Below are 24,377 nucleotides of genomic sequence, written 5' to 3' on the forward strand. Positions count from 1 at the left end.
CCGTCACCGGGGCTCCCCCGCGCGTGCGTCCCGCCGCGGTTCTACTCGGCCGTGACGACGGTGACTTCGCCGATCCCGAGCGCCTCCACGGGCGCCTTGATCTGCGCCGCGTCACCCACGAGCACGGTCACCAGACGGTCCACCGGGAAGGCGTTCACGACGGCCGCCGTGGCCTCCACGGTGCCGGTCGCGGCCAACTGCCGGTACAGGTCGGCCTGGTAGTGGTCCGGCAGGTGCTGCTCGACCTGGTCGGCCAGGGTGCTCGCGACGGCAGCGGCGGTCTCGTACTTGAGGGGCGCCACGCCCACCAGGTTCTGCACGGCGACGTCGCGCTCCTCGTCGGTGAGGCCCTCGGCGGCCAGCCTGCGCAGCACGGTCCACAGGTCGTCCAGCGCGGGGCCGGTGTTGGGGGTGTCGACCGAGCCGCTGATGGCCAGCATCGACGCGCCCGTGCCGTCGGGGGCCGAGCGCAGTACCTGGCCGAACGCCCGTACGCCGTAGGTGTATCCCTTCTCCTCACGCAGGACACGGTCCAGACGGGAGGTCAGGGTGCCGCCGAGGCAGTACGTGCCGAGCACCTGGGCGGGCCACACGCGGTCATGGCGGTCCGGGCCGGTGCGGCCGAGCAGCAACTGCGTCTGCACGGCGCCGGGCCGGTCCACGACGACCACGCGGCCGGTGTCGTCCGCGACCACGGGCGGGACGGGCCGCGGCTGCGCCTGGGAGCCGGTCCAGGCGCCCAGGGTGTCGGCGAGCAGCGCGTCCAGGTCGACGCCGGTGAGGTCGCCGACCACCACGGCGGTCGCCGTGGCCGGGCGGACGTGCTTCTCGTAGAAGCCGCGCACGGCCGCGGAGTCGATGCGCGCGACGGTCTCCTCGGTGCCCTGGCGGGGGCGGGACATGCGCGCGCTCGCCGGGAACAGCTCCTTGGCGAGCTCCTTCGCGGCGCGGCGCGACGGGTTCGCCAGCTCGTGCGGGATCTCGTCGAGGCGGTTGCGGACCAGCCGCTCGATCTCGCTGTCGGCGAAGGCGGGGGCGCGCAGGGCGTCGGCGACCAGCCCGAGCCCCTTGGCGAGCCGCGAGGCGGGCACCTCCAGGCTGAGGCGGACGCCGGGGTGGTCGGCGTGCGCGTCGAGGGTGGCGCCGCAGCGCTCCAGCTCGGCGGCGAACTCCTCGGCGGAATGCTTGTCGGTGCCCTCGGAGAAGGCGCGCGCCATGATCGTGGCGACGCCGTCCAGGTCCTCCGGCTCCGCGTCCAGGGGGGCGCCGAGGACCACCTCGACGGCGACGACCTGCTGGCCGGGGCGGTGGCAGCGCAGCACCGTCAGGCCGTTGTCGAGGGCGCCGCGCTCGGGGGCCGGGAAGGCCCAGGGCCTGGCCTCGCCCGCCTGCGGCCGGGGGTGGAACTCCATCGTGGCGAGCTCGGTCACTTCGCCGCCTCCTCGTTCTCGTCGGTGCCGGCTGCGGCGGCTTCGTCGGCTGCGTCGGCTTCGTCACCGGCCGCCGGGGCGACGGGCTCGTAGACGAGCACGGCGCGGTTGTCCGGCCGCAGGCGCGCCTTGGCGACCTCCTGGACCTCCTCGGCCGTCACCTCCAGGACCCGGCTCACGGCGGTCAGGGCGAGCTGCGGGTCGCCGAACAGCACGGCGTAGCGGCACAGTTCGTCGGCGCGGCCGGCGACCGTGCCGAGCCGGTCGAGCCACTCGCGCTCCAGCTGGGCCTGGGCGCGCTCCATCTCCTCGGCGGTGGGGCCCTCCTCGGCGAACCGGGCGAGCTCCTCGTCGATGGCGGCCTCGATCACGGGCACCTCGACGTCGCCGGACGTCTTGACGTCCAGCCAGCCGAGGGACGGCGCCCCGGCCAGCCGCAGCAGGCCGAACCCGGCCGCGACGGCCGTGCGGTCACGTCGCACCAGGCGGTTGTAGATGCGCGAGGACTCGCCGCCGCCGAGGACGGTGAGCGCCAGGTCGGCCGCGTCGGCCGCGCGCGTGCCGTCCTCCGGGAGCCGGTAGGCGGCCATCAGCGCCCGCGCCGGGACCTCCTCCTCGACGACCTCGCGCAGCTCCCCGCCCATGACGTCCGGCAGCGAGCCGTCGCGCGGAGCGGGCTTGCCGTCGTGGGACGGGATGGAGCCGAAGTACTTCTCGATCCAGGCGAGCGTCTGCTCGGGGTCGATGTCGCCGACCACGGACAGCACCGCGTTGTTCGGCGCGTAATAGGTGCGGAAGAACTGACGGGCGTCCTCCAGGGTCGCCGCGTCCAGGTCCGCCATCGACCCGATCGGGGTGTGGTGGTAGGGGTGGCCCTCCGGGTAGGCGAGGGCGGTGAGCTTCTCGAAAGCCGTGCCGTAGGGGACGTTGTCGTAGCGCTGACGGCGCTCGTTCTTCACGACGTCCCGCTGGTTCTCCATGGACTCCTCGTCCAGGGCGGTCAGCAGGGAGCCCATGCGGTCGGCCTCCAGCCAGAGGGCGAGCTCCAGCTGGTGCGCGGGCATGGTCTCGAAGTAGTTGGTCCGCTCGAAGCTGGTGGTGCCGTTGAGCGAGCCGCCGGCGCCCTGCACCAGCTCGAAGTGACCGTTGCCCTTCACCTGGGCGGACCCCTGGAACATCAGGTGCTCGAAAAGGTGAGCCAGGCCGGTACGGCCCTTGACCTCGTGCCGTGAGCCCACGTCGTACCAGAGGCACACCGCCGCGACCGGGGTCAGGTGGTCCTCGGAGAGCACCACGCGCAGGCCGTTGGCCAGGCGGTGCTCGGTCGCTGTCAGGCCCCCGGAGCCTGCCTGGGCTGTGGCCGTGTGACCCATGGGCATGTACGTCCCTTCGATCGCGGAGGCGGTCGTCGTCGACACCGCCGTTTCTGCCGGTCCTGCCACTGTATGCAAGCGTGCGGACAGCCGGTGGAGTTCCCGGACCGGGCCGCTACGCCGAGAGCGAGAACCTGGTGGGGCCGGTGGTGCGGGGCGTGCGAGGAGTGAGAGAAGCGCACGGCGCGTGACGGGGGTGTGCGCCGGGTCGCTTCCTGGGATGCGCCGTCGTGCGCCTTCGGGGTGCGGGCGGGTGGGGGTGTGCGCCGGGGCGGACCGAAGGCGGGCGGGTCGCACTCACCCGGGGCCGTGCCGGCCACGGGGGCGCCGCCTCCCCCGAGGGGTCGGTGCGGTCCGCGGGCGGCCCCGCCGAGGTGTCGGTGCGGTCCTCGGGGCGACCCCGCGGAGTGACCGGCGACGGAGCCGCGTAGCCTGCTCGCGCCGCCGTACCGCGCCGAACCGGGCGGCAGGACCCGGGTCCTGGTCCCGCCCTGTCAGTGCGAAGGTCCACAATGGTCCGCGTCAGATCCCGTCCCACGCTTCAGCAAGGAGCCGGCAGCGATGGCCCGCCGCAGCACGAAGACCCCGCCGCCCGACGACCCGTACGAGGAGAAGATCCTCGACATCGACGTCGTCGACGAGATGCAGGGCTCCTTCCTCGAGTACGCGTACTCGGTCATCTACTCCCGCGCCCTGCCCGACGCGCGTGACGGTCTCAAGCCGGTGCACCGCCGCATCGTCTACCAGATGAACGAGATGGGCCTGCGCCCCGAGCGCGGCTACGTCAAGTGCGCGCGCGTGGTGGGCGAGGTGATGGGAAAGCTGCACCCGCACGGCGACGCGTCGATCTACGACGCCCTCGTCCGCATGGCGCAGCCGTTCTCCATGCGCCTGCCCCTGGTGGACGGCCACGGCAACTTCGGCTCGCTGGGCAACGACGACCCGCCGGCCGCGATGCGGTACACCGAGTGCCGCATGGCCGAGGCCACGAGCCTGATGACCGAGTCCATCGACGAGGACACGGTCGACTTCGCGCCCAACTACGACGGCCAGGAGCAGGAACCGGTCGCCCTGCCCGCCGCGTTCCCCAACCTCCTGGTGAACGGCGCCTCGGGCATCGCCGTCGGCATGGCCACCAACATGCCGCCGCACAACCTGCGTGAGGTCGTCGCCGCCGCACGGCACCTGATCCGGCACCCGAACGCCGACCTCGACGCCCTGATGAAGCACGTCCCGGGCCCCGACCTGCCCACGGGCGGCCGGATCGTCGGCCTCAACGGCGTCCGGGACGCGTACGAGACCGGCCGCGGCACGTTCAAGATCCGCGCCACGGTGACCGTCGAGGACGTGACGGCGCGCCGCAAGGGCCTCGTCGTCACCGAGCTGCCGTTCACGGTCGGCCCGGAGAAGGTGATCGCCAAAATCAAGGACCTGGTGGGCTCCAAGAAGCTCCAGGGGATCGCCGACGTCAAGGACCTCACCGACCGCGAGCACGGCCTGCGCCTCGTCATCGAGATCAAGAACGGTTTCGTGCCGGAGGCCGTGCTGGAGCAGCTGTACAAGCTGACGCCGATGGAGGAGTCCTTCGGCATCAACAACGTGGCGCTGGTGGACGGCCAGCCCCTCACCCTCGGCCTCAAGGAGCTGCTCGAGGTCTACCTCGACCACCGCTTCACCGTGGTGCGCCGCCGCTCGGAGTTCCGCCGCAGCAAGAAGCGCGACCGGCTGCACCTGGTCGAGGGCCTGCTCACGGCGCTGCTCGACATCGACGAGGTCATCCGCCTGATCCGCTCCAGCGAGAACTCGGCGCAGGCCAAGCAGCGGCTCATCGAGCACTTCTCGCTGAGCGACGTCCAGACGCAGTACATCCTGGACACCCCGCTGCGCCGCCTCACCAAGTACGACCGGATCGAGCTGGAGGCCGAGAAGGACCGGCTGAACGCGGAGATCGAGGAGCTGACCCGGATCCTCGACTCGGACGCGGAGCTGCGCAAGCTGGTCTCGTCCGAACTGGCAGCGGTGGCGAAGAAGTTCGGCAACGACCGGCGCACGATGCTGCTGGAGTCGGCCGGCGCCCCGGCCGCGGTGCCGCTTCAGGTGGCGGACACCCCGTGCCGCGTGCTCCTGTCGTCCACGGGACTGCTGGCACGCACCGCCGACGACCGGCCGCTCGCCGACACCTCCGGCGGCAAGCGCGTCAAGCACGACGTGATCCTCTCGGCCGTCCCGGCTACCGCGCGCGGCGAGATCGGCGTGATCACCTCGGCGGGCCGGCTGCTCCGGGTCAATGTGATCGACCTGCCCCAGCTGCCCGAGTCGATGCCGGTGCCGAACCTGTCGGGCGGTGCGCCGCTGGCGGAGTTCGTGTCCCTGGAGGACGACGAGCAGGTGGTGTGCCTGACCACGCTCGACGAGTCCTCGCCGGGCCTGGCAATCGGCACCCAGCAGGGTGTGGTCAAGCGTGTGGTGCCCGACTACCCCTCCAACAAGGAGGAGCTGGAGGTCATCACCCTCAAGGAGGGCGACCGGATCGTCGGCGCGACCGAACTGCGCACGGGTGAGGAGGACCTCGTCTTCATCACCGACGACGCGCAGTTGCTGCGCTTCCCGGCCTCCATCGTGCGTCCGCAGGGACGTCCGGCGGGCGGCATGACGGGCATCAAGCTCGGCGAGGACGCGAAGGTCATCAGCTTCACGGCGGTCGACCCGGCGGCGGACGCCGTGGTGTTCACCGTCGCGGGCTCGCGCGGCACGCTGGACGACTCCGTCCAGACGACGGCCAAGCTGACCCCGTTCGACCAGTACCCACGCAAGGGCCGGGCCACCGGCGGCGTGCGCTGCCAGCGGTTCCTGAAGGGCGAGGACTGCCTGTCCCTGGCCTGGGCGGGCCCCGTCCCGGCGCGCGCGGCGCAGAAGAACGGCACGGCGGTGGACCTCCCGGAGATCGACCCGCGCCGCGACGGTTCGGGCGTGTCCCTGGGCAGGACGGTCGCCGTCGTGGCGGGGCCGGTCTAGGCCCCGGGGTCCTCGGTCTCCTGGACGTAGCGCAGGACGCCCCACATGCCGGCCTCGTCGTCGGTGTGCGGGGCGCCGTCGCTCACACAGCCCTCCAGCTCGGCGCGCAGGGCGGCGGTGTCGAAACCGGTCCCGATCAGCACGAGCTGCGTCGCCCGCGCGGCGCCGGCCGGCCACGGTTCCGGGTAGAAGCGCAGGAAGCGGCCGACGGAGTGCACGGCGTACCGGTTGCGCACGTCGTAGGGGCCGAAGTCGACGTATCCCTTGATGCGGTACAGCCCGGCGGGCCTGCTGTCGAGGAAGGCGACGAGGCGCCGGGGGTCGAGCGGACGCTCGGACACGAAGGAGAGCGTGTCGTAACCGGCGTGCAGATGGGGGTGGGCTTCGTGCTCCCGGCCGTCCCGGTAGAGGTCGTCGAAGGACAGCTGCCCGATGCGCTCCTCGCTCGGCCGGCAGTCGAAGAGGAACTCGGGGTCGACCCGGCCGTGCGTGGCGGGCACCACGGCCGCGCGGTCGACGAGGTCCCTGACCGTCTTCAGCACGGGCTCCGGGTCGTCCACCCGGTCGATCTTGTTCACGACCGCTAGGTCGGCGAGCGCCAGATGCCGGTCGATGCCGGGGTGCGCGGCCCGGGTCTCGTCGAACTCGGCGGCGTCGACGACCTCGACGAGGCCGCCGTACACGATGTTCGGCAACTCGCTGGCGAGCACCATGCGAACGAGCTCCTGCGGTTCGGCCAGGCCGCTCGCCTCGATGACGACGACGTCGATACCGGCGGAGGGGCGGGCGAGCCGCTCGAGGTACTCGTCGAGCTCACTGGCGTCGACGGCACAGCAGAGGCATCCGTTGCCGAGCGAGACGGTCGAGTCCCCCAGGGCGCCCGCGACCGCCATGGCGTCGATCTCGACGGCCCCGAAGTCGTTCACGACCGCGCCGATACGGCTGCCGCCGCTGCGGTGGAGGAGGTGGTTGAGCAGGGTGGTCTTTCCCGAGCCGAGGAATCCGGCCAGCACGACCACCGGAATCTGCCGCCCGCCGCCCGGCCCGCTGCTCCGCTCCGACACACGACCCCTCTCACACCTGTGCGCACACCGGCTCGCTGACGGCGTGCGCACGCACGAACGACTGACAGTCCAGGATACGAGTACCCGCAACGACCCCGAAGTGAACGATTGTTAGCAGCATTCGCGGGGCAGACGTCTGGCAAGGCGCCGGATCGTGCGACCCTCGCTTCCCTCCGTGCGCCTCCTCTCCGCCTTCCCGCCGATCAGAGCCGCTCGGCACCCTGGAAGGCGGCAAGCGCCGCCCACCGCTCGCCGGTTCCCTGAAGTCGACCCACCACCCGACGACCGGCGGACGGCGGCCTGATCGGGGGTATTTGACATGGGCACACAGACGCCTGGCCTGCGCCGGCTCGGCTCCGCCGCTTGGTCCCACCTCGCGCTCACCGCGAGCTCGGTAGCGCAGCGAGGCGCGCGGCAGCGCAAGCGCGCCGCCCTCGCCGAACAGCACCGGCTGCATTTCCAACTGCTGTGCAAGGCCATGTCCGATCCAGAGCTGGCCGCCGTCCTGGACACCTACGAGACGGACGTACCGCCCCAGAAGCAGCGGCAGTTCCTCTTCGCCAACGCCATGTACATCAACGCCCTGTACTACCACCGGATCGGGGCGATGACCCTCTCCGAACTGCACGGACACGTACGCGTGATGTCCCGCAACAGGATCTTCCGGGAGTACTGGGTCGCCACACGCCACCACCGGGAGAGCATCGCCTCGTCCGACGAGGCCTCGCTCGGGGCGGTGATGGACGCGCTCGTCACGGAGATGGACGCCTTCCTGGAGGATGCCGACGACGGTGAGTCCTGGTGGGTCGTCGGCGGGGGAACGCCGGACGAGTGACCTGCCCCCTGGGGTGGCACAACCCGACTGCGCAAGCCGGTAACCTTCCCGTGCCACCGCTGTGGAAACATCTTCGTGCGGACGGCAACTCATCACTGCGTGGGGCTGCCGTCCTTACAGGGGTCAGCGGCCTCTCATGAGCATCAGTGGGCCCACTCATGAGTTTCGCTGAACGCAAGTCCAGGCCATCAGCCGGAACGGCGCGCGGCGCACACGGCGGCCCGTCCCTCGCTCCACCCAGGAACGGATAGGAACGGACTTGAAGATCGTGCGTCGGATCGGGGCTTCTCCCCGAGAGCGCGGCAGTGCCAGCGGGCAGACCTGCCCCGACATCTTCGAACTCAGCGATGGCGATTTCGCCGTCATCGGCACGGACGTCACTGCGGATCTGGACGGCGAACTCCCGCCGGACGCCGCACGCGCCGACTACGAGCGCATCGTGGTCATCTCCCGCGAGACGCTTCTGCGAGCTAAGGCCGACATCCCGGACGCTTGAGCCGAGGAGGTCCGGGCAGCGAGCCCACCCTCGGCTTCGCATCACCACCCCGCGCACGCCATCGCCGGTGCGGGGGCAGCCCCGATGGAGCAGGTGACATCCCCCTGCTCGGCCGACGTTCGTCCGGCCCGGCACGAAAGCGGTGCCGGGCCGCGGACACCGAAGGGACGACAGGACACTCCTGGGAAACTCAGGTTAGGCTCACCTGTGTGAGTAGCACGTGCTCTACCGTCTCCCGCGAGCTTCACGAGCCCGTCGCGGGGACCGCGGCCACCGCGCGGACCTGGCTTCTGCTGGAGCAGCCCGGCCCGTGGGGGGCCAAGGCGCTCACGTCCAGCCACCTCGACCCCGGCCTGGGCCGCGCCCTGGAGGCCGCCGCCAAGGACACCGGCGTACGCATCGCCCTCGTCCGACGTCCCGGACGCCATGCGGACAGCCGTATGCCCGCCGCGCGCCGCGTGTACGTGGCCCACACCGTTCCTGGCAACGTCTGGCTGCACTCCGCGACCACCGCCGATCCCGCCCGCCTGCTCGACCTCGACTTCGCCGCACTCGGCCGCGGCGAGGCCGCCGGCTTCGACGCGGTGCTGGGCGGCGCGCCCCACACCGGCGACCCCCTCGCCCTCGTCTGCACCAACGGCAAGCGCGACCGCTGCTGCGCGCTGCTCGGCAGACCCCTCGCGGCCGAGCTGGCCTCTTCCGGTGTCGAAGGCGTCTGGGAGGTCACCCACCTCGGCGGTCACCGCTTCTCCCCCACCGTGCTGGTGCTGCCGTACGGCTACGCGTACGGGCGGGCGGAGGCGCACGCGGTCAAGGAGGTGCTGCACGGCGTGCAGGAGGGCCGCATCGTCACGGAGGGCTGCCGGGGCGGCTCCGCGTGGGAGCGGCCCGGCCAGGCGGCCGAGCTGGCCGTGCGGCGCGCCGTGCGCGAAGACGCCGCACAGGTGCTGAGCGTGGTACGGACCGAGGGCGAGGCACCCCACTGGACGGTGACGGTCGCCCACGTGGACGGGCGACGGTGGCGCGTAGAGGTCGCCCAGGGCGCGTCCCGGCCGCCCCGCCCCGAGAGCTGCGGCTCGGCGCTCGGCTCGCCCGCGAGGATGGACGTGCTCGACGTCCGTGCCCTCACCCCCGCGGCCTTGGCCGGCTGACTCTCACGAGAAGCCCGTCACACCCCCTACGGCGTCCCCGCCTCCCCCACGTACCGTCGGGGCATGACCCCCACGACCCCCGCTCGCCGTCTGCGCCTCGGCCTGCCGCGGCGGGTGTTCTCCCAGGTCCTGCTGATGCAGGTGGCGATCGCGGCGGGCGTCGCCGTCCTGGCGACCGGACTGTTTCTCGCGCCGCTCGGCGAGCAGCTCGACGACCAGGCGATGCGCCGCGCCCTGGCGATCGCGCAGACCACCGCGCAGCAGCCACAGGTCGCCGAGGACCTGCGCGCCACGGACCCCACGCCCGACGGGCCGGTGCAGCGGGAGGCGGAGCGGATCCGGCGGGCCACCGGCGCAGAGTACGTGGTGGTGCTGGACGACAGGGGCGTGCGCTGGTCGCACACCGACCCCGAGCGGGTCGGCGGCCTGGTGTCCACCGACCCCAGTGAGGCGCTGGCGGGCCGCGAGGTCATGGAGATCGACGAGGGCACCCTGGGGCGTTCCGCGCGCGGCAAGGTCCCGCTGCGGGACGCCGACGGCGAGGTGATCGGCGCGGTCTCCGTCGGCATCGCGTACGACAGCGTCCGCGCGCGGCTGATACACGCCATCCCGGGGCTGCTCGCCTACGCGGGCGGCGCCCTGGCGGTGGGTGCGCTCGCGGCCTGGCTGATCTCCCGGAGGGTCCAGCGGCAGACCCGTGACCTGGCCTTCTCCGACATCGCCGCGCTGCTCGCGGAGCGCGAGGCGATGCTGCACGGCATCCGGGAGGGCGTCGTGGCCCTGGACCGGGACGGGCGTGTCCGTCTGCTGAACGACGAGGCGCAGCGGCTGCTGGGCATCGGCGAGGAGGCCGTCGGCAGCCCGCCGGACGAGGCACTTGGCGCGGGCCGCACGGCCGACGTGCTGGCGGGGCGGGTGACCGGAACCGATCTGCTCACGGTCCGCGGGCAGCGGGTGCTGGTCGCGAACCGCATGCCGACCGACGACGGCGGCGCCGTGGCCACCCTGCGCGACCGGACCGAGCTGGACCAGCTGGGCCGGGAGCTCGACTCCACACGCGGGCTGATCGACGCGCTGCGCGCCCAGGACCACGAGCACGCGAACCGCATGCACACCCTGCTGGGCCTGCTGGAGCTGGAGATGTACGAGGACGCGGTGGAGTTCGTCGGCGAGGTGGTGGGCGACCACCGGGCCACGTCGGAACAGGTCACGGAGAGGATCCGGGATCCACTGCTGGCGGCGCTGCTGGTGGGCAAGGCGACGGTGGCGGCCGAGCGCGGGGCGGTGCTGCGCCTGTCGGACCGGTCCCGCCTGCCGGACCGGCTGGTCGACCCGCGCGGGCTGGTGACCGTCGTGGGCAACCTGGTGGACAACGCGCTGGACGCCGTCGCCGGCACGCCCGACGCGCGCGTGGAGGTCGAGTTGCGCGCGGAGGGCCGTACGGCGGTGCTCGTGGTGCGGGACACCGGGCCCGGCGTGCCGCCCGAGCGGCGCGAGCTGATCTTCACGGAGGGATGGTCCACCAAGGAGCCGCCCGGCCACCGCGAGCGGGGCATAGGACTGCCGCTGGTGCGCCGTCTCGCGCACCGGCACGGGGGTGACGCGCGCGTCGGCGAGGCGCCGGGCGGGGGCGCCGAGTTCACGGTCGTCCTCCCGGAGGCGCTGAGCGAGCCGGAACCGCCGGCCGCCCTCACCACAGCTTCGGCGCGGTCCGCCGGACCCGAGGAGACACGGTGATCGAGGTCCTGGTCGTGGACGACGACGTCCGGGTGGCGCGGGTCAACGCGGCCTACGTCGACAAGGTGCCCGGCTTCCACGCCGTACCCCCGGCGCACAGCGCGGCGGAGGCGCTGGAGCGGGTGGAGGCGCTGCCCCTGGTGGATCTCGTCCTCATGGACCACTACCTGCCCGACGAGACGGGTCTGGACGTCGTCCGGGAGATGCGGCGGCGCGGCCACCAGGCCGACGTGATCATGGTGACGGCGGCCCGGGACGTGGCGACGGTGCAGGCGGCTATGCGGCACGGCGCGCTGCAGTACCTGGTCAAGCCGTTCGCCTTCGCCGGGCTCCGCGGCAAGCTGGAGGCGTACGCGCGGCTGCGCCGCACGCTGGACGGCGGTGGCGAGGCGGAGCAGGCTGAGGTGGACCGCATCTTCGGCGCGCTGTCGGAGGCGACCGAGCCGCAGCTGCCCAAGGGGCACTCCCCCACCACGGCGGGCCTCGTACGGCGGGCGCTGACGACGGCCGAAGGGCCGCTGTCGGCCCAGGAGATCGCCGAACGCACCGGAGTGAGCCGCCAGACCGCCCAGCGTTATCTGAAGCTCCTGGAGCGCACGGGACGGGCCACGCTGACCCTGCGGTACGGGGACGCGGGCCGCCCGGAACACCGTTACGTGTGGGCGACCCGCGCCTGAGGCACGGCCCATGGGGGCGGGGGAAGGGAACCGTGCCCTCCTCCCGTACGGATGCCGGCGCCGTACGTCTCCGCGTCGCCGTCCGTCAGGCCGCGCCCGCGCCCGTCAGCGAGCGCACCTCGGTCTCGGCGTGGCGGGCCTCGTCGGGCACCTCGGTGGAGGTGGCCGTTCCCAGCCAGCCGGCGAGGAAGCCCAGCGGGATGGAGACCAGTCCGGGGTTCTGCAGCGGGAAGAGCTGGAAGTCGACGTCGGGGAACAGGGAGTCGGGGCTGCCGGACACCACCGGGGACAGCAGTACCAGCACCACCGCCGGGATCAGACCGCCGTAGACGGACCACACGGCGCCGCGGGTGGTGAAGCCGCGCCAGAACAGCGAGTAGAGCAGCACGGGCAGGTTCGCGGAGGCGGCGACGGCGAAGGCCAGGCCCACCAGGAAGGCGACGTTGAGGTCGCGGGCCAGCAGGCCGAGGGCGATGGCGACGACTCCGATGCCGACGGCGGCGACGCGCGCGACGGCCACCTCGCTGCGGGGCTTGCCGCCGCGGCGGCGCAGTGAGGCGTACAGGTCGTGGGCGACGGACGCCGAGGAGGCGAGCGTGATGCCGGCGACCACGGCGAGGATCGTGGCGAAGGCGACCGCGGCGACGACCGCGAAGAGGACCGTGCCGCCGGTGGTGCCGGCGCCGCCGCCCAGGTCGAGCGCGAGCAGCGGCACCGCCGTGTTGCCCGACGCGTGCGAGGCGCGCACGGCGTCGGGGCCGATGAGGGCGGCGGCCCCGAAGCCGAGCACGATGGTCATCAGGTAGAAACCGCCGATGAGTCCGATCGCCCAGACCACGGAACGCCGGGCGGCGCGCGCGGTGGGGACGGTGTAGAAGCGGGACAGGATGTGCGGCAGGCCCGCCGTGCCGAGCACCAGGGCGAGGCCGAGGCTGATGAAGTCGAAGCGGGCGGTCCAGTCGCCGCCGTAGGCGAGGCCGGGGGCGAGGAACGCGTCGCCGTGGCCGCTGCGTTCTGCGGCGGTGTGCAGCAGGCGGTTGACGTCCCCGTGGAAGCGCAGCAGGACGAGGACGGTGAGGGTGATCGTGCCGCCGAGCAGCAGGACCGCCTTGACGATCTGGATCCAGGTGGTGGCGCGCATGCCGCCGAGCGACACGTAGATCACCATGAGGGCGCCGACGCCGACCACGGTCCAGGCCTGCACGGCCTCCCCGGTGCCGCCGAGGAGCAGCGCGACGAGGCTCCCCGCGCCGACCATCTGCGCCACCAGGTACAGCACGGACACGGCGACGGAGGAGGTGCCGGCGGCGATGCGCACCGGCCGCTCCCGCATCCGTGCGGCGACCACGTCGGCGAGTGTGAACCGGCCGCAGTTGCGGACCAGTTCGGCGACCAGGAAGAGCACCACCAGCCAGGCCACGAGGAAGCCCACCGAGTAGAGCATGCCGTCGTAGCCGACGAGGGCGATGAGTCCGGAGATGCCGAGGAAGGAGGCGGCGGACATGTAGTCGCCGGCGATGGCAAAACCGTTTTCCAGCGGCGAGAAGAGACGGCCGCCCGCGTAGAACTCCTCGGCGGATCCCTGACGGTGGCGGCTCACCCAGGTGGTGATGATCAGGGTGACGGCGACGAACGCGCTGAACAGCAGCAGGGCGGTGGTGCGGTGGTCGGTCGTCATGACGCGCCGCCTCTGCCTCGCGTCAGCTCCTGGGTGTCCCAGCGCAGTTCGAGCGCCGCTCGGTCGCGTCGCAGCCGGGCGTGGCGGGCGTAGGCCCAGGTGAGCAGGAAGGTGGTGAGGAACTGGCCGAGCCCGGCGACCATCCCGACGTTCACCGCGCCCGCGACGGGGCGCGCCATCAGTGCGGGGACGGTGGTGGCGGTGACGACGTAGGCGACGTACCAGAGGAGGAAGGCGACGGCTCCGGGGACCACGAACCGCCGGTAGCGGCGGCGCACTTCCTGGAAGGCCGCGCTGCGCTGCACCTCGAGGTAGATGTCGGCCGCCGCCGAAGGCGCGGCCTCCGGTTCGGACCGGGCCGGTGGCGGGGCCACGGCCGCGGCCGATTCACCCCAGCCCGAGGCCAGGGCGTCGTACCAGGGATCGTCGTAGGTCACGTCCCCCGCATTGCTTCGCTGCATGCCCAAGGATGGACAGAACGGGAAGTTCCCTGACTCTTCTTCCCGTGCTGCTTCACCCCATCAGGTGACCGGGGCGTGCGGAGGCACGGGAGACGGCTAAGGGCGCCGTCCCGGTCCGGACGGCGCCCCTCGTCGCTCGGGACTCCTACGCGTCGATGCGGGAGCGGTCCAGCGTGGCCGCGGAGCTGGAGATGAACTCCTTGCGCGGCGCGACGTCGTTGCCCATGAGGAGGTCGAAGACCTGCTCGGCGGCCTCGAGGTCGGTGAGGTTGATCCGGCGCAGGGTGCGGTGGCGCGGGTCCATCGTGGTCTCGGCCAGCTGGTCGGCGTCCATCTCGCCGAGACCCTTGTAGCGCTGGATCGAGTCCTTGTAGCGGATGCCCTTGCTCTGCAGCTCCATGAGCTTGTCCCGCAGCTCCCGGTCCGAGTACGTGTACACGTACTTGTCCTGGCCCTTCTTGGGCTGGACGATCTCGATCCGGTGCAGCGGGGGCACCGCGGCGAAGACCCGGCCGGCCTCGACCATGGGCCGCATGTAGCGGTGGAACAGGGTCAGGAGCAGCGTGCGGATGTGGGAGCCGTCCACATCGGCGTCGGTCATCATGATGATCTTGCCGTAGCGCGCCGCGTCGATGTCGAAGGTCCGGCCGGACCCGGCTCCTATGACCTGGATGATCGCACCGCACTCGGCGTTCTTGAGCATGTCCGTGACGGACGACTTCTGCACGTTGAGGATCTTGCCGCGGATCGGCAGCAGCGCCTGGAACTCGGAGTTCCGGGCGAGCTTCGCCGTGCCGAGCGCGGAGTCTCCCTCGACGATGAACAGCTCGCTGCGGTCGACGTCGTCGCTGCGGCAGTCGGCGAGCTTGGCGGGCAGCGAGGAGGACTCCAGGGCAGTCTTGCGGCGCTGCGCGTCCTTGTGCTGACGGGCCGCGATGCGCGTACGGGCCGCGGCGACGACCTTCTCCATGACCACGCGGGCCTGCTGGGCGGCGTCCCGCTTGGTGGAGGTCAGGAACGCCTTGAGCTCCTTGGAGATCACGTTGTTCACGATGCGGCGGGCCGCGGAGGTGCCGAGCACCTCCTTGGTCTGACCTTCGAACTGAGGTTCGGCGAGGCGGACCGTGACCACCGCGGTGAGACCCTCGAGGGTGTCGTCCTTCACGACGTCGTCCTCGGCCACGCGCAGCATCTTCTTGGTGCGCAGGACCTCGTTCATCGTCTTGGCGACGGCCTGCTCGAAGCCCGCGACGTGGGTGCCGCCCTTGGGGGTGGCGATGATGTTGACGAACGACTTGACGGTCGTCTCGTAGCCGGTGCCCCAGCGCAGCGCCACGTCGACGCCGAGCTCACGGGTGACCTCGGTGGGCGTCATCTGGCCGTGCTCGTCGAGGACCGGGACCGTCTCCTTGAAGGAGCCCTGCCCGGTGAAGCGGAGCGTGTCGCAGATGGGCCGGTCGGAGGCGAGGAACTCGCAGAACTCGGAGATGCCGCCGTCGAAGCGGAAGGATTCCTCACCCTTGCTGCCGCCGTCGCCCAGCCCGTACTCGTCGCGGACGACGATGGTCAGGCCGGGCACCAGGAAGGCGGTCTGCCGGGCACGCGCGTGCAGGGTGTCCAGGTTGAGCTTGGCGTCCTTGAGGAAGATCTGGCGGTCGGCCCAGTAGCGCACGCGGGTGCCGTTACGGGTCTTCGGGATCTTCTTGGCCTTGCGCAGGCCGCTCTTCGCCTCGAACTTCGCATCCGGGCCGAGGGCGGAGAAGGCGCCGGGGACACCGCGGCGGAAGCTGATCGCGTGGGTGTGGCCACCGCGGTCGACCTCCACGTCGAGGCGCGCGGAGAGCGCGTTCACCACGGAGGCGCCGACACCGTGCAGACCGCCGGAGGCGGCGTAGGAGCCGCCTCCGAACTTGCCGCCGGCGTGCAGCTTCGTCATGACGACCTCGACACCGGAGAGGCCGGTCTTGGGCTCGACGTCGACCGGGATGCCGCGGCCGTTGTCCTTGACCTCCACCGAGCCGTCGTCATGGAGGACGACCTCGATGCGGTCGCAGTAGCCGCCGAGGGCCTCGTCCACGGCGTTGTCGATGATCTCCCAGAGGCAGTGCATCAGGCCACGGCTGTCCGTGGACCCGATGTACATACCGGGGCGCTTGCGCACGGCCTCGAGCCCCTCGAGGACGAGCAGGTGCCGCGCGGTGTAGTTGGAACCGTCCCGGTCTGCTCCTGCCAGCAGCGCTGTGGACGACGGCACGGACGTCTCGGCGGTCACGCGGTTCGCTCCTCGCTGAATTTCAGATGGGGCCCTGGTGGGTAAGGGCGCGGCTTGGTTCACCGGTGAGAGGGTACCGAGGCCTGGTAGAGCCGTTGTAACGCCACCCTCGTCTCGGTCCCACCCTAGTCGAGCGTCGCATGGGTGTTCGATCCCTCGATGGAGTGAAGCACACATCACGTTCCCATCGAGGCATGAACCATTTAGGCTCCGGGCACGTCCTCATGAACAACCGGCAACCCAGCCGGGAGGGCCGACCACCGATACGACGCGAATCCGTACGACACAGAGACACGCACTACGGCACATTCGCCGCCAACCGGCAGCAGCCGGCCGCCTCGGAGATTTTTTTCGAGGAATAGCCTCGAGCGGGAACGTTTTGGGGCTGGTTGGATGTTGACCCTGGTACGACAGCTCGTCGAGCTAGAGAAGAGGCGACGTGACTACTGTTCTGACCCCCGCGAGCCCGCTGACGGCCGCCGATCGCTGCGACCGCTGCGGCGCCCAGGCATACCTGCGCGTCGTCCTGCTGAGCGGTGGAGAACTGCTCTTCTGCGCCCACCACGGTCGCAAGTTCGAGCCGGAACTCAAGAAGATCGCCGCTGAGATACAGGACGAGACGGAGCGGCTGACCGCTCCGAAGGCCACTCCTGACGAGGAGCGCTGACACTTCGCGTCCGACGACGAGCAGCCAGCCCGGCACAGGCCGGCGAACGGGCGGCGTCCTCCCCCACGGAGGACGCCGCCCGTCTGCGTTTGCGCTGCCTGCCGCTGAGGTAGGGCGTGGGGGCGCTACACGCCCCGGGCGGGCGAGCGGTCGGGCGTGCATGTGGTGGGAGCACGCCTCTGAGCCCGCGGGCTACGCGATGCCCCGCGCGTGGTGGGAGCGCGCTTCTGAGCCCGCGCGCTACGCGACGCCCACCCGCGTGGTGGGAGCACGCCCCTGAGCCGGAGGGCTCTGCGATGCCAGCCCGCGCATGGTGGGAGCGGGAGCGCGCTTCTGAGCCCGCGCGCTACGCGACGCCCACCCGCGTGGTTGCCTGCGTGGCTGCCCCTCGACGCCTGATCCGCTGTGTCGCCCGCGGTAGGCGCCAGTAGCATGCCGTACGTTGCCGTACGTCATCGGGGCCCTCGGTCTGACCGGGGGCCCCTCTGGCGGCGGGGAGGGCTCTCCGAGTGCCGCAGATGCTGCTCACAGGCCTCGAGCCGTGCCCGCCGGGATCCCGGAGGGGCGACGCCGCCCAGGCCCCACAGCGGCCGTCGGCACCCCCTCTCAGCCCTGCGCCGTCGCAGGCCACCCCAGCGTGTCCAGGACATCCGAGATGCGGGTGTAGACCCCTGGACTGCCCGCCCAGCCGCAGCCCGCTCCCCAGGAGACCAGGCCTATGAGCCGCCCCTGGGCGACCAGCGGTCCTCCGCTGTCGCCCTGGCACGCGTCCCGGCCCCCGGCGACCTCACCCGCGCACAGCATCGTCTCGGCGCGGTAGGTGCCGTCGGAGCCCCCGGAGTACGCCTTCTCGCACAGGGCGTCGGGCTGCACCCGTACGCGCGCCCCGTGCAGGCTGCCGGCGTAGCTGCCGGAGCCTGTGGTGTCCCCCCAGCCGTAGACCGTGGCGGGCGTGCCCGCGCGGTACGCCGCGTCACCCGACCCGGCCATGCCTATGACCGAGGCTGCGGGGAGCGGCTCGGCCAGGCTGAGCACGGCGAAGTCGCCGGAGTTGGTGTCGGCGTCGTAGTCCGGGTTCACCCAGACCTTGCGTACGGCGACCTCCTGCCCGCTCTCCGAGAGCAGCTCGGTCCGCCCGGCTATGACCTTGAGGTCGCGCACCCGCTCCGGGGAGGCGCCGAGCACCTCCCGGTCCATGCAGTGGGCGGCGGTGAGCACGGTGGTCCGTCCGACCGCCACGCCCCCGCAGAACTGCCCCGCCCGCGTACCGCCGAACCGGTCACGGCTGGAGAGCGCCACGGTGTACGGGCTCTGTGACACATCGACGGGGAAGCCGCCGACGACGATGCTGTCGGCGGCCACCGGAGCGGCCGAGGCCAGCGGTATGACGGTCCCCGCGGCCACGAGGGTCAGCGGCCGGGCCAGGGCCCTGGCAAGTCGACGTCGCATGCACGCTCCTCACACTGGGGTGAACCTTGGACACCCACAGTGAAGGACGTGGTCATCACACGCACCCGCGCGACAGAGTGAAGGCCCGGCCCCTCGGAGGGGGCCGGGCCTTCACGGACGAGCGGCGCGCGACAGGCCGTCGCGGCGGGGGCGGCGTCCTAGTCGAGGTAGTCGCGCAGCACCTGCGAACGCGACGGGTGACGCAGCTTCGACATGGTCTTCGACTCGATCTGACGGATCCGCTCACGCGTGACGCCGTACACCTTGCCGATCTCGTCGAGGGTCTTCGGCTGACCGTCGGTGAGACCGAACCGCATCGAGACGACGCCCGCCTCGCGCTCCGACAGGGTGTCGAGCACGGAGTGCAGCTGCTCCTGCAGCAGCGTGAAGCTGACGGCGTCGGCCGGGACGACGGCCTCGGAGTCCTCGATGAGGTCACCGAACTCGCTGTCGCCGTCCTCGCCCAGCGGAGTGTGCAGGGAGATGGGCTCGCGGCCGTACTTCTGGACCTCGATGACCTTCTCCGGGGTCATGTCGAGCTCCTTGGCCAACTCCTCCGGGGTGGGCTCGCGGCCCAGGTCCTGGAGCATCTGGCGCTGGACGCGGGCGAGCTTGTTGATGACCTCGACCATGTGCACCGGGATACGGATGGTGCGGGCCTGGTCGGCCATGGCTCGGGTGATCGCCTGACGGATCCACCAGGTGGCGTACGTGGAGAACTTGTAGCCCTTGGTGTAGTCGAACTTCTCGACCGCGCGGATCAGACCGAGGTTGCCCTCCTGGATGAGGTCCAGGAACAGCATGCCGCGGCCGGTGTAGCGCTTGGCCAGGGAGACCACCAGTCGGAGGTTGGCCTCCAGCAGGTGGTTCTTGGCGCGGCGGCCGTCCTCCGCGATGATCTCCAGCTCGCGCTTCAGCTTCGGCGCCAGCTTGTCGGCGTTCGCCAGCTTGTCCTCGGCGAACAGGCCCGCCTCGATGCGCTTGGCGAGCTCGACCTCCTGCTCGGCGTTGAGCAGGGGGACCTTGCCGATCTGCTTGAGGTAGTCCTTGACCGGGTCGGCGGTGGCGCCCGCGGCGGCGACCTGCTGGGCCGGCGCGTCGTCCTCGTCCTCGTCGGACAGCACGAAGCCGGCGTTCTCGGTGCCCTCGGGCTCGTCCGCGGCCTTGGGCTCCTCGAGGGCCTCCTCGTCGACCAGCTCGGCGTCGTCCTTCTTGGCCGTGGTCTTCTTCGCGGCGGTCTTCTTGGCCGTGGTCTTCTTCGCCGCCGTCTTCTTGGCGGTGGTCTTCTTGGCGGCCGCCTTCTTCGCGGGCGCCGCCTCCTCCTCGGCGGCCGCGTCGGCGGCCGGGGCCTCGGACGCGGCGGCGGTGGCCTTCCGGGGGGTCGCCGTCTTGGCCGCTACGGTCTTGGTGGCGGTGCGCTTGGCGGGACTCTTCGCTGCGACGCTCTTTCGGGTGCGCTTGGGCTCTGCGGCACTGACCATCAGCGTCACACCCTCTTCCTCGAGGATCTGGTTGAGGCTGCGCAGTACGTTCTTCCACTGAGTGGCCGGAATCTGGTCAGCTTCGAAGGCCCGACGCACGTCATCGCCGGCGATCTGCCCCTCAGCCTTTCCCCGCTCGATGAGCGCCATGACAGAGACGGACTCGGCGATCTCCGGCGGGAGCGTACGGGATGTGCTGGCCGACACGAACAACCTCTCGGAACGTTGGAAAACGGCTTCCGGCCCCGTCCACAGTGGACAGGGGCCGACCGCCGGCTTGGGGATGGGCCGACGGCGCGGGCGGAGGCCGGGAAGATGCACAGCGCCATGAACGGCGTCCGTATTCCCTCCGCGGCTGTCACCTCTTAGGTCATCGCGTTCTCCCCAGGAGCGTTACGCCCATTCCGCGTGGCCCGAGTCACACCCCACAACCGGTCAAAACCTGACAGATGGCGACAGAAGTGTGCACCACGGGTGAGGCGGTCGCCGCCTCAGGGCCGGAGTAGGCCTTTCGTACCGTCGGACCCTGCGGAACCGTCGAGGCTCCGCAGGGTCCGACGGGGGACGGCTCACGGATGCGACTCTGCCACAGGAGGGGGGTGGCAGGCCGGACCGCGCCGTCGGGGAAATGCGGTCAGTGCTCGCGCGGTGCGGGCACCACGCGCTCGACCTCGGGGTGGACGGTGAGAAGCTGCCGCATGGCCGCCTCGGCGGCGGAGCCGTCGCCGCCGGCGAGGGCGTCGACGATCCGCGCGTGGTGGGCCAGCGAGGTCTCGTTCGGCCGCTCACATCCGGTGACCGGTCCGCCGGACACATGGAGCGCGGCGGACACGATCCCGGACAGGTGCTCCAGCATGCGGTTGCCGGCGACCTGGATGAGCAGGGAGTGGAACTCGTTGTCGGCCCGGGCGAAGGTCAGCGCGTCGCCCTGGCCGAGGGCGTGCCCCATGATCTCCACCATGTCGGTCAGCCGCTGCTGGACGTCCTCCCGGCCATGCCCGGCCGCCAGCCGCGCGGCGAGCGGCTCGATCGTCCAGCGCAGCTCGCTCAGCTCCCGGCGCTGGTCGTCCCGCTGCGGCCCGTAGGCCCGCCACTCGATGATGTCCGGGTCGAGGAGGTTCCAGTCGCTGACCGGACGCACCCGCGTACCCACGTTAGGCCGGGCACTGACCAGGCCCTTGGCCTCGAGGACGCGGAGCGACTCGCGGACGACGGTACGGGACACCTCGAAACGCTGGCCGATCTCCTCGGGCACCAGCGGGCGGTCCGCGCCCAGGTCACCGGAAACGATCATCTGTCCCAGCTGCTGGACGAGTTGTCCGTGCAGCCCGCGTCCGCGGCTGCCCGCGGTCCGCCGGCCCACGCGGCCCAGATCCGGCTCCGCCGTGTCCCATCCGGTGCCCCGGTCGATGCCGGGCGCCTCCGCGAAGGGGTAGCGGTCGAGTTCGCCCGGGGTCGCGAGGCCGGAGTCGGCGGAGCGGGCGGCGGTCATCATGGTGTGCGCAAGGGTACTCACGCATCCTTTGTCGGCGTCGGTTCCAACTCCCTTGAGGTCTTTGGTGAAAAGCACACGAAAGGGTGATCGCTCACCTCGCCGCAATTGACGCCTTATCGGAGAGAAATGAGCTTTTCACGGGGAGTTGCGATCAGAGAAAGCCCGACAAGCGCAAATGCGGTCACCATCGGACGTCATCGGGCGTCATCGGACTCGGCTTCGCAGACCCGTGAACGCGTACGCACACAGGAGCGCCAGCACCGACAACGCCATGGCGCCGCCCACGGGTTGAGCCAGCAACCGCAGCAACGCCTCCAGATGCCGCTCGCCCCCGAAGGGCCAGCTCAGCGGCAGCCCGTCCCCCAACCCCCCTGCGAACGGCGCCGGACCGCGCGTCGAAGGCCCCGCCGTGAGCTTGTGCACGGCGGGTACGACGAGGAGCGGCACGGCGACGACCGCGGCGAGGCCGGCGGTGGTGGACCGGAAGACGCCCGCGGCCAGCACCCCCGCCCACGCGCAGCCCGTGACGAGGGCCAGCCACCCGGCGGTGAGAGCGGGCCAGTCCGCCGGGAGCGCGACGAACTCGCTTCCGTAGACGAGGTACAGCACTTCTGCGGTGCAGCCGACCGTCAGCACGGCCAGGGCGAGGGCGGTCAGCGAGGCGACGAAGAGCTTCGCGGTCAGCAGGCCGAGCCTTCGGGGGACGGTGCCCCGGTCCACCGCGAGCGCGGGGTGACGGAATTCGTCGCCGAACGCCAGCGCGCCGAGCAGCCCCGCCCCGAGCGCGGCGGGCGGCAACGGCAACTCCACGGGCCAGGCGGCCAGCAGCCGCGGTTGCGGGGTGTGGCCGATGCGGGCCAGCAGCACGGCGGTGAGCGCGGACACGGCGAGGACACAGCCCCCGACGATGTACCCCGTGGCCACCCCGGCGGCCCGCCGGAGCTCGTAGCGGACCGGCCGCAGAGGGCTGGGCGCGGGACGGACGAAGACGGGGGGCGGGAGGGTGACGGCACTGGGGCGGGGGCGGGGCGCGGTGGGCCGTTGTGGGGAGGCTGCCGAAGGGGTGCCGTCGTCGGGCGCCCCCTGGGGTGGCTCGGGTTGGGTCGACACGGCGGTGGCGACCGTGGGTGCGGGTGCGGGGAGTGAGGGTTCCGGCTTGGGGCCGGGGGCGGGGGCGGAGGGTTCCGGCTCGGGACCGGAGAGCGCGTCAATCTCAGCCGACGACGGCTGGTACTCCGGCACCGGCGACCCTTCCGTCCCCGTAGTGGCCCCCGGCCCCATGTCTCCGACCTCGTCCGCCAGTTGATGAACGACGATCCCGTGCCGGAAGGCCGTTTCACCCACCTCGGCACAGGTACTGCCGTAGACGCAGAGGCGGTTGCCGCCTTCCCGTACGACCTCCACGGAGCGCTGCGTCGAGCGGGCCCGCTGGGCGAGCAGGACGGAGAGGCGGGCGGCGTGCGGGCTACGGACGACGACGCGCGGGCGCAGCCGCGTGCGGGCGAAGTCGGCGGCTCGCTGGTCGGCCACAACCCGGCCGCCGTCCAAGGTGACCACGTGGTCGGCGAACCGTGCCGCCTCCTTGGGATCGGCCGTGCTGCACAGCACCGTCCCGCCCTGCGCAGCGTGTTCCCGCAGCATGTCGTACAGCCAGCGCCTCTCCCCCATCGCGAGCCCTCGCGCCGGGTCGTCGAGCACGAGAGTGTGCGGGTCCGGCAGGAGGGCACAGGCCAGGCCCAGGCGGCGGTCCGCACCGCGCGACAGGGTGCCGAGGCGCTCGTCGCGCAGGCTCACCAGGCCCACCGCTTCGAGTACTTCGTCGGCGCGCCGGGCCGGGGCCCCCGAGGCCGCGCACAGCATGCGGAGGTGTCCGCGGACCGAGCGGGCAGGGTGCCCCGGCACGTCTCCCAGCAGCACACCGACCTCGTGCGCGGGGTGTGGGATGCGGTGCAGGGGGCGGCCTCTGAAGTAGGTGATCCCACGCCCGCGTTGAAGCTCGAGCATCAGCCTCAACGCCGCCGTCTTGCCTGCGCCCGGTACTCCGAGCAACGCGGTGACGCGGCCCGCGTGCGCCTCGAAGGAGACGTTGTCGACGGCGGGCGGCTGCTCTTTGCGGGGGATGCTGGTCAGTCCGATGGCCTCGATCACCCGATGCAAGATAGCGCGCCATATCGGGTTTTTCGGGCACCGCAGGGCCCGTTGCACGGTAGGAGAACGGTCCGGGAACGGCTCCGGAGCCGGCTCTCTCCCGTGTCAGACCTCGGGGCGCAGCATGGGCGGGTTGAGCAGGGTGGCGCCGCCGGCCCGGAAGAGCTGGGCGGGACGGCCGCCCTGCCGGGTGGTGGTGCCACCGGTGGGCACCAGGAAGCCCGGGGTGCCTGTCACCTTGCGATGGAAGTTGCGCGGGTCGAGGGCCACGCCCCAGACCGCCTCGTAGACCCGGCGCAGCTCACCGACGGTGAACTCCGGTGGGCAGAACGCCGTCGCCAGCGAGGAGTACTCGATCTTCGAGCGGGCGCGCTCCACCCCGTCCGAGAGGATCTGCGCGTGATCGAAGGCGAGCGGCGCCACCGGCTCGCCGTCCCTGCCGTAACCGCCTTGCTCCAGCAGCTCGTCCACCGGCGCCCAGCGCGCGTTGCTGGCGTCGCCCCCCGCCCGGGGCGCCGGCAGGTCCGGGGCGAGGGCGAGGTGCGCGACGCTGACCACCCGCATGCGCGGGTCTCGCTTGGGGTCCCCGTAGGTGGCCAGCTGCTCGAGATGGGCACCGTGGTCCTGGGCGGGAATGGCCGGATCATGAACCCGCAGTCCCGTCTCCTCGGCCAGCTCCCGCTCCGCCGCCTGCGCCAGATCCTCGTCGGCCCGCACGAACCCTCCGGGGAGTGCCCAGCGCCCCTGGAACGGGGACTCTCCCCTGCGCACCGCCAATGCACACAGGGCGTGACGTCGCACGGTGAGCACGACCAGGTCCACGGTGACGGCGAAAGGCGGAAAGGCTGACGGGTCGTAGGACATGCGGCGATCATAGTCGTCTGCCTGACGATAAACACTCCCTTCACCGGCTCGATCGTCGGCCGATCCGCTCTGTCCAGACGTGTC

General features: G+C 71.7%; 18 protein-coding genes. 7 read left to right on the top strand and 11 right to left on the bottom strand.

Annotated elements, in window-relative coordinates; genetic code table 11:
• Positions 1–41: 41 nt before the first annotated feature.
• Both ACF1AG_RS08560 and ACF1AG_RS08565 read right to left on the bottom strand, forming a co-directional pair.
• Entirely contained in the window at positions 42–1,430 is a 1,389-nt protein-coding gene (locus ACF1AG_RS08560) for a pitrilysin family protein (RefSeq protein ID WP_359604845.1), read from the bottom strand.
• Positions 1,427–2,809, bottom strand: a complete 1,383-nt coding sequence (locus tag ACF1AG_RS08565; protein WP_359604850.1) for a pitrilysin family protein — start codon at positions 2,807–2,809, stop codon at positions 1,427–1,429. The genes ACF1AG_RS08560 and ACF1AG_RS08565 overlap by 4 nt, the downstream gene beginning before the upstream one ends.
• A gap of 555 nt (positions 2,810–3,364) precedes the next feature.
• Between ACF1AG_RS08565 and ACF1AG_RS08570 the strand changes: the two genes are divergently transcribed.
• The gene (locus ACF1AG_RS08570; RefSeq protein WP_359604844.1) at positions 3,365–5,818 is read left to right on the top strand and encodes a DNA topoisomerase IV subunit A; all 2,454 of its coding nucleotides are present in this window, start codon (positions 3,365–3,367) and stop codon (positions 5,816–5,818) included.
• Here ACF1AG_RS08570 and ACF1AG_RS08575 read toward each other — a convergent pair.
• Positions 5,815–6,882 (bottom strand): CobW family GTP-binding protein, encoded by a 1,068-nt coding sequence (locus ACF1AG_RS08575; protein WP_391809511.1) that lies wholly within the window; start codon positions 6,880–6,882, stop codon positions 5,815–5,817. The two genes, ACF1AG_RS08570 and ACF1AG_RS08575, sit on opposite strands and share 4 nt — an antisense overlap.
• Positions 6,883–7,201: 319 nt before the next feature.
• On the opposite strand from ACF1AG_RS08575, the gene ACF1AG_RS08580 reads away from it, so the two are divergent.
• From ACF1AG_RS08580 to ACF1AG_RS08600, 5 genes are all read left to right on the top strand, one after another.
• The gene (locus ACF1AG_RS08580; RefSeq protein WP_387795672.1) at positions 7,202–7,717 is read left to right on the top strand and encodes a DUF6082 family protein; all 516 of its coding nucleotides are present in this window, start codon (positions 7,202–7,204) and stop codon (positions 7,715–7,717) included.
• Positions 7,718–7,976: 259 nt separating this feature from the next.
• The gene (locus ACF1AG_RS08585) at positions 7,977–8,213 is read left to right on the top strand and encodes a hypothetical protein (protein WP_387795673.1); all 237 of its coding nucleotides are present in this window, start codon (positions 7,977–7,979) and stop codon (positions 8,211–8,213) included.
• A 209-nt stretch (positions 8,214–8,422) separates the two neighbouring features.
• A complete protein-coding gene (locus ACF1AG_RS08590; protein WP_391809512.1) occupies positions 8,423–9,364 on the top strand; it encodes a sucrase ferredoxin in 942 nt (313 codons plus the stop codon).
• Positions 9,365–9,427: 63 nt separating this feature from the next.
• Complete coding sequence (locus ACF1AG_RS08595) at positions 9,428–11,101, top strand: ATP-binding protein (protein ID WP_391809513.1); 1,674 nt, start codon at positions 9,428–9,430, stop codon at positions 11,099–11,101.
• Entirely contained in the window at positions 11,098–11,778 is a 681-nt protein-coding gene (locus tag ACF1AG_RS08600; RefSeq protein ID WP_359604833.1) for a response regulator, read from the top strand. The genes ACF1AG_RS08595 and ACF1AG_RS08600 overlap by 4 nt, the downstream gene beginning before the upstream one ends.
• A gap of 85 nt (positions 11,779–11,863) precedes the next feature.
• Here ACF1AG_RS08600 and ACF1AG_RS08605 read toward each other — a convergent pair whose 3' ends face one another.
• The 3 genes from ACF1AG_RS08605 to ACF1AG_RS08615 all read right to left on the bottom strand — a co-directional run bounded on the left by ACF1AG_RS08605 (position 11,864) and on the right by ACF1AG_RS08615 (position 16,189).
• On the bottom strand, positions 11,864–13,456 hold the full coding sequence (locus ACF1AG_RS08605; protein ID WP_359604832.1) for a cation acetate symporter: 1,593 nt from the start codon (positions 13,454–13,456) through the stop codon (positions 11,864–11,866).
• The gene (locus tag ACF1AG_RS08610) at positions 13,453–13,917 is read right to left on the bottom strand and encodes a DUF485 domain-containing protein (RefSeq protein ID WP_387795675.1); all 465 of its coding nucleotides are present in this window, start codon (positions 13,915–13,917) and stop codon (positions 13,453–13,455) included. The genes ACF1AG_RS08605 and ACF1AG_RS08610 overlap by 4 nt, the downstream gene beginning before the upstream one ends.
• Before the next feature lie 145 nt (positions 13,918–14,062).
• Positions 14,063–16,189: a DNA topoisomerase IV subunit B gene (locus ACF1AG_RS08615; protein ID WP_359604828.1), complete on the bottom strand. Its 2,127-nt coding sequence runs from the start codon at positions 16,187–16,189 to the stop codon at positions 14,063–14,065.
• Between the two features lie 439 nt (positions 16,190–16,628).
• Here ACF1AG_RS08615 and ACF1AG_RS08620 point away from each other — a divergent pair, with 439 nt between their 5' ends.
• Positions 16,629–16,856 (top strand): hypothetical protein, encoded by a 228-nt coding sequence (locus ACF1AG_RS08620; RefSeq protein WP_048456232.1) that lies wholly within the window; start codon positions 16,629–16,631, stop codon positions 16,854–16,856.
• 606 nt (positions 16,857–17,462) lie between these two features.
• Here ACF1AG_RS08620 and ACF1AG_RS08625 read toward each other — a convergent pair.
• The 5 genes from ACF1AG_RS08625 to ACF1AG_RS08645 form a co-directional block, all read right to left on the bottom strand.
• On the bottom strand, positions 17,463–18,305 hold the full coding sequence (locus ACF1AG_RS08625) for a serine protease (protein WP_359604826.1): 843 nt from the start codon (positions 18,303–18,305) through the stop codon (positions 17,463–17,465).
• A 158-nt stretch (positions 18,306–18,463) separates the two neighbouring features.
• Positions 18,464–19,993 (bottom strand): RNA polymerase sigma factor, encoded by a 1,530-nt coding sequence (locus ACF1AG_RS08630; protein ID WP_359604824.1) that lies wholly within the window; start codon positions 19,991–19,993, stop codon positions 18,464–18,466.
• Positions 19,994–20,420: 427 nt separating this feature from the next.
• Positions 20,421–21,302 carry a FadR/GntR family transcriptional regulator gene (locus tag ACF1AG_RS08635; RefSeq protein WP_359606571.1) on the bottom strand — a complete coding sequence of 294 codons (882 nt, stop codon included), beginning with the start codon at positions 21,300–21,302 and terminating at the stop codon, positions 20,421–20,423.
• Between the two features lie 183 nt (positions 21,303–21,485).
• The gene (locus ACF1AG_RS08640; RefSeq protein WP_391809514.1) at positions 21,486–23,429 is read right to left on the bottom strand and encodes an ATP-binding cassette domain-containing protein; all 1,944 of its coding nucleotides are present in this window, start codon (positions 23,427–23,429) and stop codon (positions 21,486–21,488) included.
• Between the two features lie 105 nt (positions 23,430–23,534).
• Positions 23,535–24,293, bottom strand: coding sequence for an NUDIX domain-containing protein (locus ACF1AG_RS08645; protein ID WP_387795681.1), 759 nt, complete (start codon positions 24,291–24,293; stop codon positions 23,535–23,537).
• Positions 24,294–24,377 lie beyond the last annotated feature (84 nt).

The organism is Streptomyces sp. NPDC014764 (assembly GCF_043082785.1).
In the GTDB taxonomy this organism is placed as follows: Bacteria; Actinomycetota; Actinomycetes; order Streptomycetales; family Streptomycetaceae; genus Streptomyces; species Streptomyces althioticus.

Excerpts from the sequence above, each read along its gene's own strand:
- ACF1AG_RS08565 (WP_359604850.1), bottom strand. The coding sequence starts at position 2,809 with ATGCCCATGGGTCACACGGCCACAGCCCAGGCAGGCTCCGGGGGCCTG.
- ACF1AG_RS08570 (WP_359604844.1), top strand. The coding sequence starts at position 3,365 with ATGGCCCGCCGCAGCACGAAGACCCCGCCGCCCGACGACCCGTACGAG.
- ACF1AG_RS08580 (WP_387795672.1), top strand. The coding sequence starts at position 7,202 with ATGGGCACACAGACGCCTGGCCTGCGCCGGCTCGGCTCCGCCGCTTGG.
- ACF1AG_RS08595 (WP_391809513.1), top strand. The coding sequence starts at position 9,428 with ATGACCCCCACGACCCCCGCTCGCCGTCTGCGCCTCGGCCTGCCGCGG.
- ACF1AG_RS08605 (WP_359604832.1), bottom strand. The coding sequence starts at position 13,456 with ATGACGACCGACCACCGCACCACCGCCCTGCTGCTGTTCAGCGCGTTC.
- ACF1AG_RS08610 (WP_387795675.1), bottom strand. The coding sequence starts at position 13,917 with ATGCAGCGAAGCAATGCGGGGGACGTGACCTACGACGATCCCTGGTAC.
- ACF1AG_RS08625 (WP_359604826.1), bottom strand. The coding sequence starts at position 18,305 with ATGCGACGTCGACTTGCCAGGGCCCTGGCCCGGCCGCTGACCCTCGTG.
- ACF1AG_RS08645 (WP_387795681.1), bottom strand. The coding sequence starts at position 24,293 with ATGTCCTACGACCCGTCAGCCTTTCCGCCTTTCGCCGTCACCGTGGAC.